Below are 14,901 nucleotides of genomic sequence, written 5' to 3'. Positions count from 1 at the left end.
TCCTGACCCAAAACGATTAGCGTAAAGGAATGATATCACCTTGCCAACCCCGTGGCGTGCGTTGACCGGTTAAGAGTAAGGAACCGCTGTCTGCGCGAACAATCAATCGACCTTGCTCATCCCATAACGCGCTGCTGCCACGCGCATTGGCCATTAATACCGCAATGGCAAATTTATGCGAGAAACTCTGTAGACGAGATGTGGAGGAGAGCAATTCGGGCTCACTGACAGACTGACTGCTGGTGAATAACGAATACGCCGGGTCGATATCGATACCTTCCGGCTGGCTATCCACAACGCTGATGGCATTTTGCTGTCTGGCGATACAGGCCCCGTGGCTCTGGTGAAACGTTAAGGGGGAGGTCATCCAGGGAGAGAAAAGCGCGATACCTTTTACGAACCGATTGTTATGTTCTACCGATAGCCCCGCAATAATCGTCATGCGATAAGTCACGGCTGCATGCGCGAGAGGTTCTAACAACGCTTCATCGGGTGGGGCAGGGAGCGCGTCATTCTCATCAACACAACCCAACAGGGAAAGGGAGGGGAAAACCAGCAATTCACATTGGCATTGAGCGGCTGCCTGAATGAATTGCAGGTGATGCGCGACATGTTCGGTAACTGAGGTTTGAAGAGGTTCGTACTGTGCTGCTGCGATTTTCCAGTGTGACATAATGATTTCCTTTTCATAGTGTCTACAACCATCTTTAAAGTATAGATTAAGAATATACTTATACTGTAGCAGGCATCATGTAAGGAATCGTAACGTAATATAAGTTTTATTTAACTTTAGGTTCGTAGGGTAAACGTGAAAGGGAAACGGATGCCAGACGATGCGCGATCAGTCTTTCCCGAAACCAGTCGCGTAAATGTTCGGGCTGTTCACGCTCAACGACTTCGGCAACAACCGGCATGTTGTATCGCTCCTTAAATGCGACACCCGCCGCGGCCAGGTCAACATTGACCTTATCCATTTCAGCTTGCTCAAGTTTGGCCAGATTGATGTTCATGGGCTTCTCCTTTTCTCTGTCTTTCGGCGCGCAAAGTTACTAAGAGTGTGCATTAATGGCAAGACCGAAATGATGATTCTCGACTCGATCATTGTAGAAGGTTATTCTCTATAGATTAGACATAACAAAAAGGAATAGTTGAAATGGCTTCATCTGCATCTAAGCTTCGCAACGCTCTCATCGTACTCGCCAGCGTTCTGGCAACTCCCGCCGCCCTGGCTCATGCTCACCTGACAAAACAAAGCCCGGCGGCTAATGCCGATGTTGCGGTATCTCCTCAGGCGTTGACGCTGAATTTCTCTGAAGGTGTCGAGCCGGGATTCAGCGGCGCAACGCTGACAGGCCCAAACAAAGAACAGATCAAAACGGGCAAGGCATCACGCAGTGAACAGGACAAAACACAACTGATTATTCCACTTGCTCAAACGCTTAAGGCCGGAAAATATACTGTCGACTGGCACGTCGTCTCCGTGGATGGTCATAAGACAAAGGGGCAATATACCTTTAGCGTGAAATAACCGATGCTGGAATTTACCTGGGTTGCACTACGGTTTATCCATTTTACCACGTTGATGCTGGTGTTTGGCTGTGCGCTCTACGGCGCATGGCTGGCTCCCGTTTCGGTTCGTCGTTTAATGATGCGTCGTTTTTTGCGTCTACAACGACATGCCGCAGCGTGGAGCTTTATCAGCGCTACGCTGATGCTGGCGATCCAGGGTGGTTTAATGGGCTCAGGCTGGCGGGATGTTATTTCTAGTGACATATGGGGCGCCGTGTTGCAAACGCAGTTTGGCGGCGTGTGGTTATGGCAGATTATCCTCGCACTGGTCACGCTGGTGGTGGTAATTATAGTACCGCGCAGCATGCCGCGACGGCTGTTAATGCTGACGATTGCGCAGTTTATTTTGCTGGCTGGCGTCGGACACGCGACGCTGCATAGCGGTATCGCAGGGGCAATCCAGCAGGTTAACCACGCCTTGCATTTGGTATGCGCTGCCGCCTGGTTCGGTGGTTTGCTGCCCGTACTTTACTGTATGCAAATGGCGCAAGGCCGCTGGCGGGAACAGGCCATCAATACTATGATGCGTTTCTCCCGCTACGGGCATCTTTTCGTTATCGGAGTTTTACTTACCGGTATCATGAATGCGCTGTTTATTGTTGGTTTTTCTGTTCCCTGGCACATGGCTTACGGGCAACTGCTTTTGTTAAAAGGTGCTCTGGTGATGCTAATGGTGGCGATTGCGCTGGTGAATCGGTATGTTCTGGTACCACGCATGCGGCAGGATAACCGCAGTATGACACTCTATTTTGTTTGGATGACTAAGCTGGAATGGGGAATTGGGGCCGTTGTGCTGGCGATTGTCAGCCTGTTTGCAACCCTCGAACCTTTCTGATTGATGGATTGGCAAAACGCATGAAAAAAATCATTATCTCGTTATTACTACTGGCAAGTTCAGGGGCCGCGCTGGCTGCGCCACAGGTCATCACCGTCAGCCGTTTTGAGGTTGGCAAAGATAAGTGGGCGTTTAATCGGGAAGAGGTGATGCTGACCTGCCGTCCGGGTAACGCGCTGTATGTCATCAATCCCAGTACGCTGGTGCAATACCCATTGAATGATGTTGCCAGACAGCAGGTAGAGAGTGGGAAAACTACGGCGAAGCCGATCGAGATTATCCAGATTGACGACCCGGCGAAACCGGGTGAAAAAATGAGCCTCGCACCGTTTGTGGAGCGTGCAGAAAAGCTCTGCTAATTGTCAGATGTAGCGTTCTGATTTCCAATAAAAAACCGCAAGGCTCTCTCAGGAGAACTTGCGGTTTTTACGTTTGGATGTGTGACAATCGTCCTTTTTTTCAGGCCACTTTAGTCGCGGACTGGAAAACCTGGCGCTGTCATCTATTCTTAAATGGCAGGGTAACTTAGCCTGCATTAATGCCAACTTTTAGCGCACGGCTCTCTCCCAAGAGCCATTTCCCTGGACCGAATACAGGAATCGTATTCGGTCTCTTTTTATGTGGATTTTATTTCAATCACTTAGGACATCATGTCCGAAAGTTTCCGAAATTTGTCCGCATATCACAATTCGGGATTTCTTCCTTATACCACACTGCTTTTAACATTTACACTTCATTTGCGCAGAAAAAGATCAGATCGTGATGCCCATTTTTTCCTGTTCTCCAGGCGTATGGTCTGCTTATGCGCCAGCATTTCAGTTGTCACTAGTGCCGAGAGGTTTAGACTCACTTGTATCAATAGCGGTATAATTATCCATCAATTGATGCCGTTCTGGCCCCTGATACATGGACTCAGTTTCTCAATAACGAGATATAAGAAATGGAAAAGTTAAAAGAAAGACTCGTGATGGAGATTGGTAATGCTGAAGATCTCTCTGCAGCATTAAAACTATACACCAGTTTCTATCTATTAATCCCAGAGTATAAATTTGTCTTTTCATCGCCTAAAGGGCCATATCCGGGGTTTCAAACTAACAAGAAATTCAAGCATGGGGCGTCTATACGCTCTTTATTCAATGATGAAAATGTTTTCGTTATGGATCCTCAAACCATAGAGGAAATGTTCAGTGATAAAGGGCACTCCATATTTAAAATAGATTACTCAATATCTCTTGATAGCCAGGCATTAAGTTATCTCAGACCATATATCAATGGTAAAGTTTCTGGTCTGGATGATGACATCGAAGAAATATTTAAATTTATTTCTCATCAGAATACGCAGGTAGACTCTGTGTTATATGAGCTGGAGAACCTTAAAAATCTGGATGAGAAAGAGAATCACCATAAAATATTCGATAAGTTGATGGGTTACGAATTTATAAAAGATGTTGATCTCGTTAATTCAGGAACCAGCGGAGTATTGACCTCAAAAATATCGCAAGGTGAGCTTTTTCTTAATACCGACAGACATTTTAGCTCACTGCTCACCAAAAACAAAGACTCTGAGTTCAGGCGTGCCTTAAGAGACAGGCACGATAGTATTTACGCTTATGTTCTTATGATGAGTATCATCCAAATCAAATCGCCTGCCAGATCGCTCAAAAATAAATTGATCGAACTATTAAGTTTTGCTCACACCAAAGTATGCTTTTTGGCAACAAGAGAGTTAATTCTAGCGAGTGAGTTTTTTATACGAGGGACAGAATTTAGGTTTTTTAACAAAATACATAAAAAGTCGAAAAACATGTGGTCGGCATTACATGGTATGGCCTGGGATCTGACTCATTGTCGATATTTAGAGCAAGCACTTACCTTCAATACAGGAAATGATGAGCGATATTTTTTCCCTGGAATATTGACTTGTGACAAAGGTTTTATTGAGGCGATGGAGCTCACGCCGCTTAAGGCCGTTGCATTTGATACCAAAGGTGGGCCGCCGTTGCTGTTTTATCATGAACATGATGTGATAAAAATTACCGGGGATATCCCTGCGGTTAATGATTTCTATCAGGAATTGTGTTGTAAACAGAAAAGAGAAGAAAGAGCTCGTGCGCGTAATGCACCCACTTATGACCTGCAATCTATAGTAGCTGAACTGGAAGCAGAACTGGAAGCTGTTGCGTTAGTACCTCGTCGACGCGCGGATAGCGTAGGACCGTGATGTATGATTCGGTCGCTCTGTTTTTTACTGCTATGGTTTAATTTAGAACAGGGCAATATTTGTGTACAGGAGGTCAAATGGGACTACCTGACAATGCTTATCAAAGAGTGGAAGCGACGCGCTGGCGACATGTTTGGGTGGTCGGGGATATCCACGGTTGCTTCTCATTATTGATGGCGAAATTGCGCCTGTGTCATTTTGATCCGTGGCAGGACCTGCTGGTTTCAGTGGGGGATGTTATCGACCGCGGACCTGACAGTTTGCGTTGCCTGAAACTACTGCGTAAACGCTGGATTATCGCGGTCAGAGGGAATCATGAACAGATGGGGCTGGACGCGCTGGCAACCGGGGAGCAATTCCTGTGGTTTATGAATGGCGGTTCGTGGTTTGCGCAGGCGGAGCAGCCAGCGGCGACAACCGCTCTTGAAACGTGTCGGCAATTACCCTGGATTCTGGAGCTGCGTTGCCAGAACGGCATACACGTTATTGCTCACGCAGATTACCCTGATGATAATTATCAGTGGCAAAAAGAGGTCGATTTACAGCGGGTACTGTGGGATCGCACAAGGCTGATGAATAAAGGCAACGGCATTCGCGGCGCGGATCACTTTTGGTTTGGCCATACGCCTCTGCGTCAGCGACTGGACCACGAGAATCTGCACTATATTGATACCGGTGCGGTGTTTGGTGGCGAGTTGACGCTGGTGCAACTGCAATAATCAAAAATCGCTGTATTCCTGGGCCGGACGCCAGAAGCTGTCTATGTAGTCATCCGCGGGTAAACATCCGCCGTTACGAATACGCTGATCGTCCATCGATATCAGGCACTGCTGCTCAGTTTTGTAGACATCAACAACGATATCTTCACAACCGCCACCCAGGTAGCACACAAAAAGAACCAGCGTGAACATTCCATCCTCAAATGGTAAAGCCATACCTGTAGTGTAGAAGATGTTGATAGATGAGGGAAATTAACCAAGAAATAACCCGTCTGGCGACGGGTTCTTTTTGAATCAGGCAAGGCGCATGATCCAGGCATCTGACTTACGATCGTAGTGCTCGCGAAATAGAACTGAATGTTCTCCGTTAAGAAGGGCCGGGACGCTGGTGTCGGCATCCCAGGCATCAAGTTGCATGCATAAATCCGGATCGGATTTACATGGAATGGTTAACGTTCGGTCCCCTGGCGATTCGCCATGTAACTCGGCGTCGTCGATTTCAAAAGCGCCAATGCGCACACTGGTTTTCATCATCGTGCTCTCCGTTTATTTGCTGGTTGTGGTACGACCAGTTAGGCCGTCCATTTTTCAGCGTAGTCAACGTTAGCAAAAGCGCCAGTAAAAACGTGCGTTATCCTGTAAAGAGTTTGCCATCCCGGACAAGATCGCGCGGGTAGCTATTCTTTAATCGCGATCCAATACGTTTCGCCAGGCCAATCGGCTGATGCTGGAACGTAACCAGCACATCGTCGGTGGTCGGTGCGGTCTGCGGGTAGACATCCCGTCCGCGGTACCACTCTTCGGCTTCGGCAAGGGTCAGTTCAAACGCATGGCTGTGATTTGTGCTGGCGAGAGCAATGACGGCTTCATGCTGCCAGCGGTACCCTTTATTGTGCGTTTCAGCGAGTTTGATGCCGAGTCGGGAAAAGCGGACTTTGCCGATCAGGGGTTCAATCTCGGTTGGGAATAGCCAAATCTCTTTATCACGCTGCCACAGGCGCAGAGTGTCTTCCCACTGCAATCCACAGGCGTTAGCGGCCTGAGTGACAAGCGCGGATTCACGTCCTTTAAGCGGGCTGAACGGGAAGTTACCGACTTTGTATTTTGGCGTCGGTAGTGCAGGGATCGCGGTGGTTTTGCGCAGACGCGCGACGAAAAAACCTTCACAATCGTAGATCTGCGGGAACACATGCAGGAATCCTTCCGGGGTCAGGGCGCGTTCAGCCTGCGGGAATAAATCGCCCAGTGGTAAAAACTCGACGGCGTCCGGGTAGGTCTCAATCAACCACTGCATAATGTCTTCATTTTCGTCACGGTTCAGCGTGCAGGTCGAGTAAACCAACGTGCCGCCGGGACGCAAGGCATGAAAGGCGCTGTCGAGAAGTTCGCGCTGGGTTGCGGCAATTTCCAGATTACTTTCTGGCGACCAGTTTTTTAGCGCATCGGGATCTTTACGCACCACGCCTTCACCGGAACACGGCGCGTCCAGCAAAATGGCATCGAAGGCTTCTGGCAACGCTGCGCCAAATACCCGCCCGTCAAAATGGGTTAGCGCGACATTGGCTATCCCGCATCGGCTGATATTGGCATGCAGGACTTTGACGCGACTGGCGGAAAACTCATTTGCCAGAATCGCGCCCTGATTTTTCATTTTTGCGGCAATTTGCGTGGTTTTGGAGCCGGGGGCTGCCGCGACATCCATCACGCGATCTGGAGTGTTACCATCGGCAAACAGCGCGGCGACCGGCAGCATTGAGCTGGCTTCCTGAATATAAAACAGGCCGCTTAAATGTTCCGCGGTACTGCCGAGCGGTACTGACTTTTCATCATCGCGTTCGATCCAGAAACCTTCAGCGCACCAGGGTATCGGAGTGAGCGACCAGTTGTAAGGTGCTGTCAGAGTGAGGAAGTCGGCAACGGAGATTTTCAGCGTATTGACGCGGATGCTGCGACGAAGCGGACGCTGGCAGGCAGCGAGAAAATCATCAAATGAGAGCGTGGAAGGCATTGCTTCACGCATTTGGTTTAGAAAGGCGTCGGGAAAATAAGCCACTTGGTACCACCGGCAAAAAAACAGGTGCGCAGTGTAGCATAAGTGCTCCGGCGCGAGTATGTACGCCGGAGCAAGGGGAGAGATTAACGTGGCAGGGCGGTTCCCCATTCACGCCACTCTTTTGGTTCGCTTTCGAGCAGCAGGAAGTGTTTACCTGCCTGCGCTTTCGGGGCCAGCGGCGTACCCGGTGGCGTAGCGAAGGCGATTCCGCCGCGAATGAACTGATTGAAAGTACCGGTCTTCACGACGCCGCCGGTCAAACCAAAGTCGAGATTGTATCCGGATGCCAGCCAGAACACGGAGTTGTTCCGCACCAGATGCTGATAACGCTGGCTAATGCGCATCGCCACCATCACGCGGTCAGAAAGCGAGCCCAGCGTCAGCCCGGTGACGGTCCCCACTTCAATGCCTCTGAACAGGACTGGCGTACCGATATTCAGCGAACCTGCTTCCGGCGCTTCTACCACAATACTCAGACCATCGAGGTAACGAGAGTCGGTAATGGTGGCTTCCTGCAGTTCAAAATCACGGCGCGGGTTACCGCGTCCTGGTTCAACGTTAATATACGGCTGTAAGATCGTATCCAGATGCTCGACGCCTGCCGCTGAGATTTGCGGAGTGATCACGGAGAAGCGGGTACCGCTACGGGCAAAAGTCTGCACGTATTCCGGATACAAAACTGCTTTTGCCTGAACTTCGTTACGGGCGGTGATTAGCTCAAGCGTCTGGATCTGGCCGATATCGATCCCCAGGTAGCGAATTGGCATGCCGGCCGCGAGTTTACCGGCATCGAACGCGTGCAGGGTTATCTGGCCGCCCACCGCACGCGCGGCAGTTTCGGAAGCATACAGAATACGCTTGTCGCCTTTGCGTTGGCTGGCGCTGGCGCCGCTTAGGTTATCGAAGCTAATCGCCCCTTTGAGCGCTCGCGACAGGGGAGATGCCTGTACGGTCAATCCGCTACCGTTAAGCTGAACCTTTGCCCCGCCTTCGGCCCAGAATACGCTGTTGCTGGTCAGCAGGTTGCGATATTCCGGTTTGATATGCAGATCGATATCAAACGCATCGGCGCGTGGGCGAACGCTAATCACTTCACCGACCTCGAATTTGCGGTATAACACCACCGAACCGGCCTGCACATCAGGCAGCGTTTCGGCGCTTAGGCTGAGCGTGGTAGTTGGCAGATCGCTCAGGCTGTTTTCAATCGCTTTTTCCAGGTTGGCATACAGCGGGTAGCTTTTTTTCATTTCACCCTTGGTACCGGGCAAAATACGAATGCCGCCGCTGAGCCATTCGCTGGCGCTGGCGCCAAGGAATTCCACGCCATCAAGCCCGACCTTGACGTCAACGCGGCTGTTGACCACAAACTTACTGTCACCTTGCACCAGGGCGCGATGCTGTGGTTCGATGGCAACGGTGAATGAGACACCTTTGCCAGAGAGCGTGCGATCAATCACCTGACCGACCTGTACGCCGTGAAGAATCAGTGGCTGACCGGCATCAATACCGTAACTCTCCGGCGCGGTCAGCGTAAGCGTCATGACGCCCGGATCGTGTAACAACGACTTCTCAGCAGGAATAACCGCAAACTGGTTACGCGGCTCGCCCTCGCCAGGTACCAGCTCGAAAGTTTTGCCCGTCAGTAGCGAACTGATATTGGCATCGTTTAACGATAATTTAGGGCTGTGTAATTCAATCCGCGTATTGTCGCGCAGCAGCGTTACGACGCTGGGATCGACCGTCATTTCGCCGGTCACTTTACCGCCCGGATTTAAATCCAGTTTGGTCAGTTGCCCGACTTCTAATCCTTGATACATCAGCGACGTTGAGCCGGCCTTGAGTCCATCGCCGCTGGGTAAATCAAGCTTGACGATCACTCCCCGCTGGCTGTGCGCGAGATCCTGATACAAACCAAACGTGTCATCGGCCACCGCGGGTTTAGAGTCTTCGGGCGAATCAAAAGCAATGGCGCCATTGACCAGCGCCGCCAGACTCTCCAGCTTGATTTTCGCTCCGCTGAGGCTGACATCCGCATTCACACCGGACACGTTCCAGAAACGGCTGCCTTTTTTCACCAGGTTGGTAAAGCGACGTTCGATCAGCACGTCGATGGTTACGCCCTGATGATTTGGGTTGATGGTGTAGTCATACACCCGGCCCACCGGAATCTTGCGGAAATAAACCAGTGAACCGCTATTGAGCGACCCGAGGTCAGGGGCGCGCAGGTGCAGCATCAAATCGCCATTATCCAGACGATATTTTGGCTGCGTATCGAGGGCGACGAAATGATCTTCCGGCTCGCCGGTTCCGGGCATCATGCCGATATAGTTGCCGCCAACTAACGCATCCAGACCAGAAACCCCCGCCAGCGACGCTTTCGGCGTGACTAACCAGAACTGGGTATCTTTGCGCAGAGCATCTTTCATGGTCGATTTGATGCTGACGCGCACTTCAATTTTGCGTAGATCTTCGCTGAGGTTGATATCCTGCACGGTGCCCACTTCAACGCCCTGATAGCGAACGGGAGTACGGCCCGGTACAATGCCGTCAGCAGACATAAAGTCAATGGTTACGGTATTGCCGCGATCTTCATAGCTTCCCCAGATAAGCCATCCTGCAATCATCAGCGCGATGAAAGGCAGCAGCCAGAACGGAGAGATACGGCGTTTAGTTTTAATCTGCGCTTCAGTCTGCGAAGCGGGCGTTTCCTGACTCATGTGCATCCCAAAGTAAGCGGCTGTCCAGCCATTCCACAGCAAGAATAGTCAATATTACCGCTGCGCCGAAATAAAACGCAGCTGGCCCCATAGTAAAAGCAAGTATCTGATCGCGATTAATCAGCGACATGGTTAAAGCGATAACAAAGAGATCCAGCATTGACCAGCGACCAATCCAGGTCACCATACGCAGCAGTTTGATGCGGGTACGCAATCCTTGCTCACATCTAAAATGGATGCTGATGAGCAACGTAAACATCACAATCACTTTGGTGAATGGCACCAGAATACTGGCGATAAAAACAATCGCCGCCACGCCGACGTTGCTGTTCGCCAGGGACATTATGCCTGACAGGATCGTGTCTTCCTGGCGGCCGCCATTGACATAAATTACCGAGATGGGCAGCAGATTAGCAGGCAAAAGCAGGACGATCGAGGCCAGCAGAGCAGCCCAACACTTTTGGATACTTTGATTCCTGCGCCAGCGTAACGGGATATGACAGCGAGGGCAGCGACCTCGGGCGTCCGGATAACCTGTAAAGTGGCAGCCGAGGCAGACGCGAAGTTTTTCATCGGGCCGACGGGCTGGTCTTTGCGGGTAGAAACGGTCCCAAAGCTGCTCAACGTTAAGGTGCGACAGCGTCAAAACACTGAGGATCACCAGCGCAATAAAAGCAAACAGACCTACACCGGGTTGCAAAAAAGCATAGTCCTGAACTTTGATTGATGCGACGCCAATGCCCACCAGGTAGATATCAAGCATCACCCACTCTTTGAGCCTTTCCAGCATCAGCAGCACTGGGCGCAGGTTCATCCCAAGAATATTGCCAAACCACAGATAAGCGATTGAGGTCACGAGAATGATGGGCGCACCGGCAACGCAAAAGAGTACGAAGGATGCGGTGAGTGGGTCGCCTTGTCGGGTCATTTGCCAGATGCCTTGCAGCACATTGGCGTCAATGCGCACACCTAATAAATAGATGTGCAGGAGCGGTTCTCCCCAGGCAAAGGGCATCAGCAGCAGCATGGTGAAAGCCATAGCCGCCAGTCGTGTTAATGACCAGTCGCGTCCGTCACGAATTTTTGCCTGACAGCGTGGGCAAAATGCACTTTGATGCGAACGCATTTTAGGCAAGCTAAAGATCAGGTCACATTCAGGGCAACGATGGTAATGCGCACGAGGGAGGGCATCACCAATGGACCTGATGGCTATTTTTTTAGTCGGCGTGATGCGTGGTGTCGTTAAGGCCATGTATCGCGAATCAAATTGTTGAAGTAATGTTATCTTAACTCATGACGGGAATGATCTTGAGCATTAACGCATTTAATGTTTATTTTAGTAGGCTGCAGCTTTAAGTAAGACAACTAAGTGATTACATAATGAACAAAACAGAGCTATACACGGATCTGAACCGTGACTTTCAGGCATTAATGGCAGGTGAAACCAGTTTTCTGGCAACGCTGGCAAATACCAGCGCGTTGTTGTACGAACGTCTTGCAGAAGTGAACTGGGCCGGTTTTTATCTGCTCGAAAACGATACGCTGGTGTTGGGGCCTTTCCAGGGAAAAATCGCCTGCGTGCGGATCCCGGTAGGACGCGGGGTGTGTGGGACCGCAGTAGCGCAGAACCAGGTTCAGCGCATTGAGGACGTTCATGCTTTTGACGGACACATCGCATGTGATGCCGCCAGCAACGCTGAAATCGTCCTGCCAATCACCGTCGAAAATCAGATAATCGGCGTGCTGGATATCGATAGCACGGCGTTTGGCCGCTTTACTGACGAGGATGAACAGGGGCTGCGAACGCTGGTGGCACAGCTTGAAACCGTGCTTGCAACGACGGATTACAAAAAATTCTTTGCGCGCGTCGCAGGATAATCAACGGATAACGTAGCAATTACTGATGACGTCATTATAATGTCGCCTGTTCATGCCTGCGCTTGTTGGCTACGTCCGTTGTAATCAGGAAATTTCATGGAAAATCAACCTAAGTTGAATAGCAGTAAAGAAGTCATCGCGTTTCTGGCCGAACGCTTCCCGCAGTGTTTTAGTGCGGAAGGCGAAGCGCGCCCACTGAAAATTGGCATTTTTCAGGATCTGGTAGAGCGTGTTGAGGGCGAAATGAACCTCAGCAAGACGCAGCTCCGCTCTGCCTTACGTCTCTATACTTCAAGCTGGCGCTATCTGTATGGCGTTAAATTGGGCGCAACGCGTGTTGATCTCGACGGCAACCCTTGTGGTGAGCTGGATGAGCAGCACGTTGAACATGCTCGCAAACAGCTGGAAGAAGCTAAAGCCCGCGTTCAGGCGCAACGTGCAGAGCAACAGGCGAAAAAACGCGAAGCAGCCGCTGCTGCCGGTGAAAAAGAAGACGCACCGCGTCGCGAGCGTAAGCCGCGTCCTGCACCGCGTCGTAAAGAAGGCGCTGAGCGTAAACCTCGCGCTGAGAAACCAGCAGCAAAAGCACCGCGTGCTCCTCGTGAAGAACAGCATACCCCGGTATCTGATATTTCAGTACTGACGGTAGGGCAGTCTCTGAAGGTGAAAGCAGGTAATAATGCGATGGATGCCACCGTATTAGAAATCACCAAAGATGGCGTCCGTGTACAGCTGAATTCGGGTATGTCTTTGATTGTACGCGCAGAACACCTGGTGTTCTGAAACGGAGGCCAGGCCTGGCATGAACACTTTTTTTAGGCTTACTGCGTTAGCTGGTCTGCTTGCATTAGCAGGCCAGGCACTTGCTGTGGAAGATATCACGCGTGCCGATCAAATCCCCGTTTTAAAGGAAGAAACCCAGCATGCGACGGTAAGTGAACGTGTGACATCGCGTTTTACGCGTTCGCACTATCGCCAGTTCGATCTGGATCAGGCGTTTTCGGCAAAAATTTTTGAGCGCTATTTGAATCTGCTCGACTACAGCCACAACGTGCTGTTGGCGAGCGATATCGAACAGTATGCAAAAAAGAAAACGGTCCTTGGCGATGAACTGCGTACCGGCAAGCTGGATGTCTTTTACGATCTCTATAATCTGGCGCAAAAACGCCGATTTGAACGTTATCAGTACGCTTTAAGCGTACTGGCACGTCCAATGGATTTCACCGGTACCGACACCTTTAACCTCGACCGGAGCAAAGCGCCATGGCCGAAGAGCGAAGCAGAGCTTAACGCGCTGTGGGACGGCAAGGTTAAATTTGACGAACTCAGCCTGAAGCTGACCGGCAAAACCGATGCGGAAATTCGTGAAACGCTGACGCGTCGCTACAAGTTTGCGATTCGTCGTCTGGCGCAGACCAACAGCGAAGATGTGTTCTCTCTGGCGATGACGGCTTTCGCCCGTGAGATCGATCCGCATACTAATTATCTCTCTCCACGCAATACCGAACAGTTCAATACTGAAATGAGCCTGTCTCTGGAAGGTATTGGCGCGGTTTTGCAAATGGATGATGACTACACCGTCATTAACTCCATGGTGGCGGGCGGCCCGGCAGCCAAGAGCAAAGCAATAAGCGTTGGCGACCGTATTGTCGGCGTGGGTCAGACCGGTAAGGGAATGGTCGACGTGATTGGCTGGCGTCTGGATGACGTTGTTGCGCTGATCAAAGGACCCAAAGGCAGCAAAGTTCGCCTTGAAATCCTGCCTGCCGGTAAAGGTACTAAGACGCGTACCGTCACGTTAACGCGTGAACGTATTCGTCTCGAAGACCGCGCCGTGAAAATGTCCGTGAAAACCGTTGGCAAAGAAAAAGTCGGCGTACTGGATATCCCTGGCTTCTATGTTGGCCTGACGGATGATGTCAAAGTTCAGTTGCAGAAGCTGGAAAAACAGAACGTCAGCAGCATCATTATCGATCTGCGCACTAACGGTGGCGGCGCGCTGACCGAAGCCGTTTCGCTCTCCGGTCTGTTCATTCCTTCCGGCCCGGTGGTTCAGGTTCGTGACAATAACGGTAAAGTGCGTGAAGACAGCGATACCGACGGCGTTGTGTACTACAAAGGCCCGCTGGTAGTGTTAGTCGATCGCTTCAGTGCTTCGGCATCAGAGATTTTTGCTGCGGCAATGCAGGATTATGGTCGTGCGCTGATCGTTGGTGAACCGACTTTCGGGAAAGGCACTGTACAGCAGTATCGCTCTCTGAACCGTATTTATGATCAGATGCTGCGTCCGGAATGGCCGGCGCTGGGTTCTGTTCAGTATACGATCCAGAAATTCTACCGTGTAAACGGTGGCAGTACGCAGCGTAAGGGCGTTACGCCGGACATCATCATGCCGACAGGTAATGAAGAAACGGAAACCGGTGAGAAGTTTGAAGATAACGCGCTGCCGTGGGATAGCATTGATGCTGCGACCTACACCAAATCAGAGAATCTGACGCCGTTCGGACCTGAATTGTTAAAAGAGCACAATGCACGTATTGCCAACGATCCTGAGTTCCAGTACATCATGAAGGATATTGCGCGTTTCAATGCGATGAAGGATAAACGCAACATCGCTTCTCTCAATTACGCTCAGCGTGAGAAAGAGAATAACGAAGATGACGCAATGCGTCTGGCGCGTATCAACGATCGGTTTAAGCGAGAAGGTAAGCCGCCGCTGAAAAAACTGGACGATTTACCGAAGGATTACCAGGAACCAGATCCCTACCTGGATGAAACGGTAAAAATAGCGCTTGACCTGGCGCATCTTGAAAAAGAAAAGCCAGCGGAACAGCCCGCAACCAGTAAATAACCTCCAACAGGCACAAGAAATTGTGCCTGTTTTTTTAACAAACGCATGAAGACGTCAG

General features: G+C 50.7%; 15 protein-coding genes. 8 read left to right on the top strand and 7 right to left on the bottom strand.

Translation table 11 applies throughout. The features are described from left to right. Window positions 1-16 precede the first annotated feature (16 nt). Together HV345_RS14030 and HV345_RS14025 are read right to left on the bottom strand one after the other, a co-directional pair. Window positions 17-673: a carbon-nitrogen hydrolase family protein gene (locus HV345_RS14030; RefSeq protein ID WP_016156222.1), complete on the bottom strand. Its 657-nt coding sequence runs from the start codon at window positions 671-673 to the stop codon at window positions 17-19. A 106-nt stretch (window positions 674-779) separates the two neighbouring features. Next, entirely contained in the window at window positions 780-1,010 is a 231-nt protein-coding gene (locus HV345_RS14025) for a DNA polymerase III subunit theta (protein ID WP_003034925.1), read from the bottom strand. A gap of 143 nt (window positions 1,011-1,153) precedes the next feature. Between HV345_RS14025 and yobA the strand changes: the two genes are divergently transcribed. The 5 genes from yobA (at window position 1,154) to pphA (ending at window position 5,344) form a co-directional block, all read left to right on the top strand. After that, window positions 1,154-1,528, top strand: coding sequence for a CopC domain-containing protein YobA (gene yobA / locus HV345_RS14020; protein WP_049271207.1), 375 nt, complete (start codon window positions 1,154-1,156; stop codon window positions 1,526-1,528). Between the two features lie 3 nt (window positions 1,529-1,531). After that, window positions 1,532-2,404: a copper homeostasis membrane protein CopD gene (copD, locus tag HV345_RS14015; RefSeq protein WP_049271209.1), complete on the top strand. Its 873-nt coding sequence runs from the start codon at window positions 1,532-1,534 to the stop codon at window positions 2,402-2,404. Between the two features lie 20 nt (window positions 2,405-2,424). Next, entirely contained in the window at window positions 2,425-2,763 is a 339-nt protein-coding gene (locus tag HV345_RS14010) for a YebY family protein (RefSeq protein ID WP_003833793.1), read from the top strand. A gap of 581 nt (window positions 2,764-3,344) precedes the next feature. Beyond that, the gene (locus HV345_RS14005) at window positions 3,345-4,625 is read left to right on the top strand and encodes a hypothetical protein (protein WP_181598325.1); all 1,281 of its coding nucleotides are present in this window, start codon (window positions 3,345-3,347) and stop codon (window positions 4,623-4,625) included. 77 nt (window positions 4,626-4,702) lie between these two features. After that, on the top strand, window positions 4,703-5,344 hold the full coding sequence (gene pphA / locus HV345_RS14000) for a protein-serine/threonine phosphatase (RefSeq protein ID WP_047358581.1): 642 nt from the start codon (window positions 4,703-4,705) through the stop codon (window positions 5,342-5,344). Here the strand turns inward: pphA and HV345_RS13995 are convergent, their stop codons facing one another. The 5 genes from HV345_RS13995 to yebS form a co-directional block, all read right to left on the bottom strand. Continuing rightward, on the bottom strand, window positions 5,345-5,536 hold the full coding sequence (locus HV345_RS13995) for a YebW family protein (protein ID WP_016152779.1): 192 nt from the start codon (window positions 5,534-5,536) through the stop codon (window positions 5,345-5,347). A gap of 102 nt (window positions 5,537-5,638) precedes the next feature. Next, window positions 5,639-5,875 (bottom strand): YebV family protein, encoded by a 237-nt coding sequence (locus HV345_RS13990; RefSeq protein ID WP_029139506.1) that lies wholly within the window; start codon window positions 5,873-5,875, stop codon window positions 5,639-5,641. Window positions 5,876-5,975: 100 nt separating this feature from the next. Beyond that, window positions 5,976-7,364 carry a 16S rRNA (cytosine(1407)-C(5))-methyltransferase RsmF gene (gene rsmF, locus HV345_RS13985; RefSeq protein WP_053389829.1) on the bottom strand — a complete coding sequence of 463 codons (1,389 nt, stop codon included), beginning with the start codon at window positions 7,362-7,364 and terminating at the stop codon, window positions 5,976-5,978. Window positions 7,365-7,480: 116 nt separating this feature from the next. Beyond that, window positions 7,481-10,114: a PqiB family protein gene (locus HV345_RS13980; protein ID WP_019076590.1), complete on the bottom strand. Its 2,634-nt coding sequence runs from the start codon at window positions 10,112-10,114 to the stop codon at window positions 7,481-7,483. Continuing rightward, window positions 10,083-11,366, bottom strand: a complete 1,284-nt coding sequence (yebS, locus tag HV345_RS13975) for a membrane integrity lipid transport subunit YebS (RefSeq protein WP_016152782.1) — start codon at window positions 11,364-11,366, stop codon at window positions 10,083-10,085. The genes HV345_RS13980 and yebS overlap by 32 nt, the downstream gene beginning before the upstream one ends. Before the next feature lie 128 nt (window positions 11,367-11,494). Here yebS and HV345_RS13970 point away from each other — a divergent pair, with 128 nt between their 5' ends. The 3 genes from HV345_RS13970 (at window position 11,495) to prc (ending at window position 14,843) form a co-directional block, all read left to right on the top strand. Then, window positions 11,495-11,992 (top strand): GAF domain-containing protein, encoded by a 498-nt coding sequence (locus HV345_RS13970; RefSeq protein WP_016152783.1) that lies wholly within the window; start codon window positions 11,495-11,497, stop codon window positions 11,990-11,992. A gap of 96 nt (window positions 11,993-12,088) precedes the next feature. Further along, a complete protein-coding gene (proQ, locus tag HV345_RS13965) occupies window positions 12,089-12,775 on the top strand; it encodes an RNA chaperone ProQ (RefSeq protein WP_003833781.1) in 687 nt (228 codons plus the stop codon). A 19-nt stretch (window positions 12,776-12,794) separates the two neighbouring features. Beyond that, on the top strand, window positions 12,795-14,843 hold the full coding sequence (gene prc, locus HV345_RS13960; RefSeq protein ID WP_181635703.1) for a carboxy terminal-processing peptidase: 2,049 nt from the start codon (window positions 12,795-12,797) through the stop codon (window positions 14,841-14,843). Window positions 14,844-14,901 lie beyond the last annotated feature (58 nt).

The sequence above is a fragment of the Citrobacter sp. RHBSTW-00986 genome, from assembly GCF_013783065.1.
GTDB lineage: Bacteria > Pseudomonadota > Gammaproteobacteria > Enterobacterales > Enterobacteriaceae > Citrobacter > Citrobacter braakii.
The sequence above is the reverse complement of the archived record's forward strand: the minus strand, read 5'-3'. Positions and strand labels throughout refer to the sequence as shown.

Bases quoted from the DNA above. Each gene is read 5' to 3' on its own strand.
- yebS (WP_016152782.1), bottom strand. From the start codon at position 11,366: ATGGCCTTAACGACACCACGCATCACGCCGACTAAAAAAATAGCCATC.
- HV345_RS13995 (WP_016152779.1), bottom strand. From the start codon at position 5,536: ATGTTCACGCTGGTTCTTTTTGTGTGCTACCTGGGTGGCGGTTGTGAA.
- yobA (WP_049271207.1), top strand. From the start codon at position 1,154: ATGGCTTCATCTGCATCTAAGCTTCGCAACGCTCTCATCGTACTCGCC.
- rsmF (WP_053389829.1), bottom strand. From the start codon at position 7,364: ATGCGTGAAGCAATGCCTTCCACGCTCTCATTTGATGATTTTCTCGCT.
- HV345_RS13980 (WP_019076590.1), bottom strand. From the start codon at position 10,114: ATGAGTCAGGAAACGCCCGCTTCGCAGACTGAAGCGCAGATTAAAACT.
- HV345_RS14005 (WP_181598325.1), top strand. From the start codon at position 3,345: ATGGAAAAGTTAAAAGAAAGACTCGTGATGGAGATTGGTAATGCTGAA.
- HV345_RS14025 (WP_003034925.1), bottom strand. From the start codon at position 1,010: ATGAACATCAATCTGGCCAAACTTGAGCAAGCTGAAATGGATAAGGTC.
- HV345_RS13970 (WP_016152783.1), top strand. From the start codon at position 11,495: ATGAACAAAACAGAGCTATACACGGATCTGAACCGTGACTTTCAGGCA.
- proQ (WP_003833781.1), top strand. From the start codon at position 12,089: ATGGAAAATCAACCTAAGTTGAATAGCAGTAAAGAAGTCATCGCGTTT.
- HV345_RS14030 (WP_016156222.1), bottom strand. From the start codon at position 673: ATGTCACACTGGAAAATCGCAGCAGCACAGTACGAACCTCTTCAAACC.
- HV345_RS14010 (WP_003833793.1), top strand. From the start codon at position 2,425: ATGAAAAAAATCATTATCTCGTTATTACTACTGGCAAGTTCAGGGGCC.
- HV345_RS13990 (WP_029139506.1), bottom strand. From the start codon at position 5,875: ATGAAAACCAGTGTGCGCATTGGCGCTTTTGAAATCGACGACGCCGAG.
- pphA (WP_047358581.1), top strand. From the start codon at position 4,703: ATGGGACTACCTGACAATGCTTATCAAAGAGTGGAAGCGACGCGCTGG.
- prc (WP_181635703.1), top strand. From the start codon at position 12,795: ATGAACACTTTTTTTAGGCTTACTGCGTTAGCTGGTCTGCTTGCATTA.
- copD (WP_049271209.1), top strand. From the start codon at position 1,532: ATGCTGGAATTTACCTGGGTTGCACTACGGTTTATCCATTTTACCACG.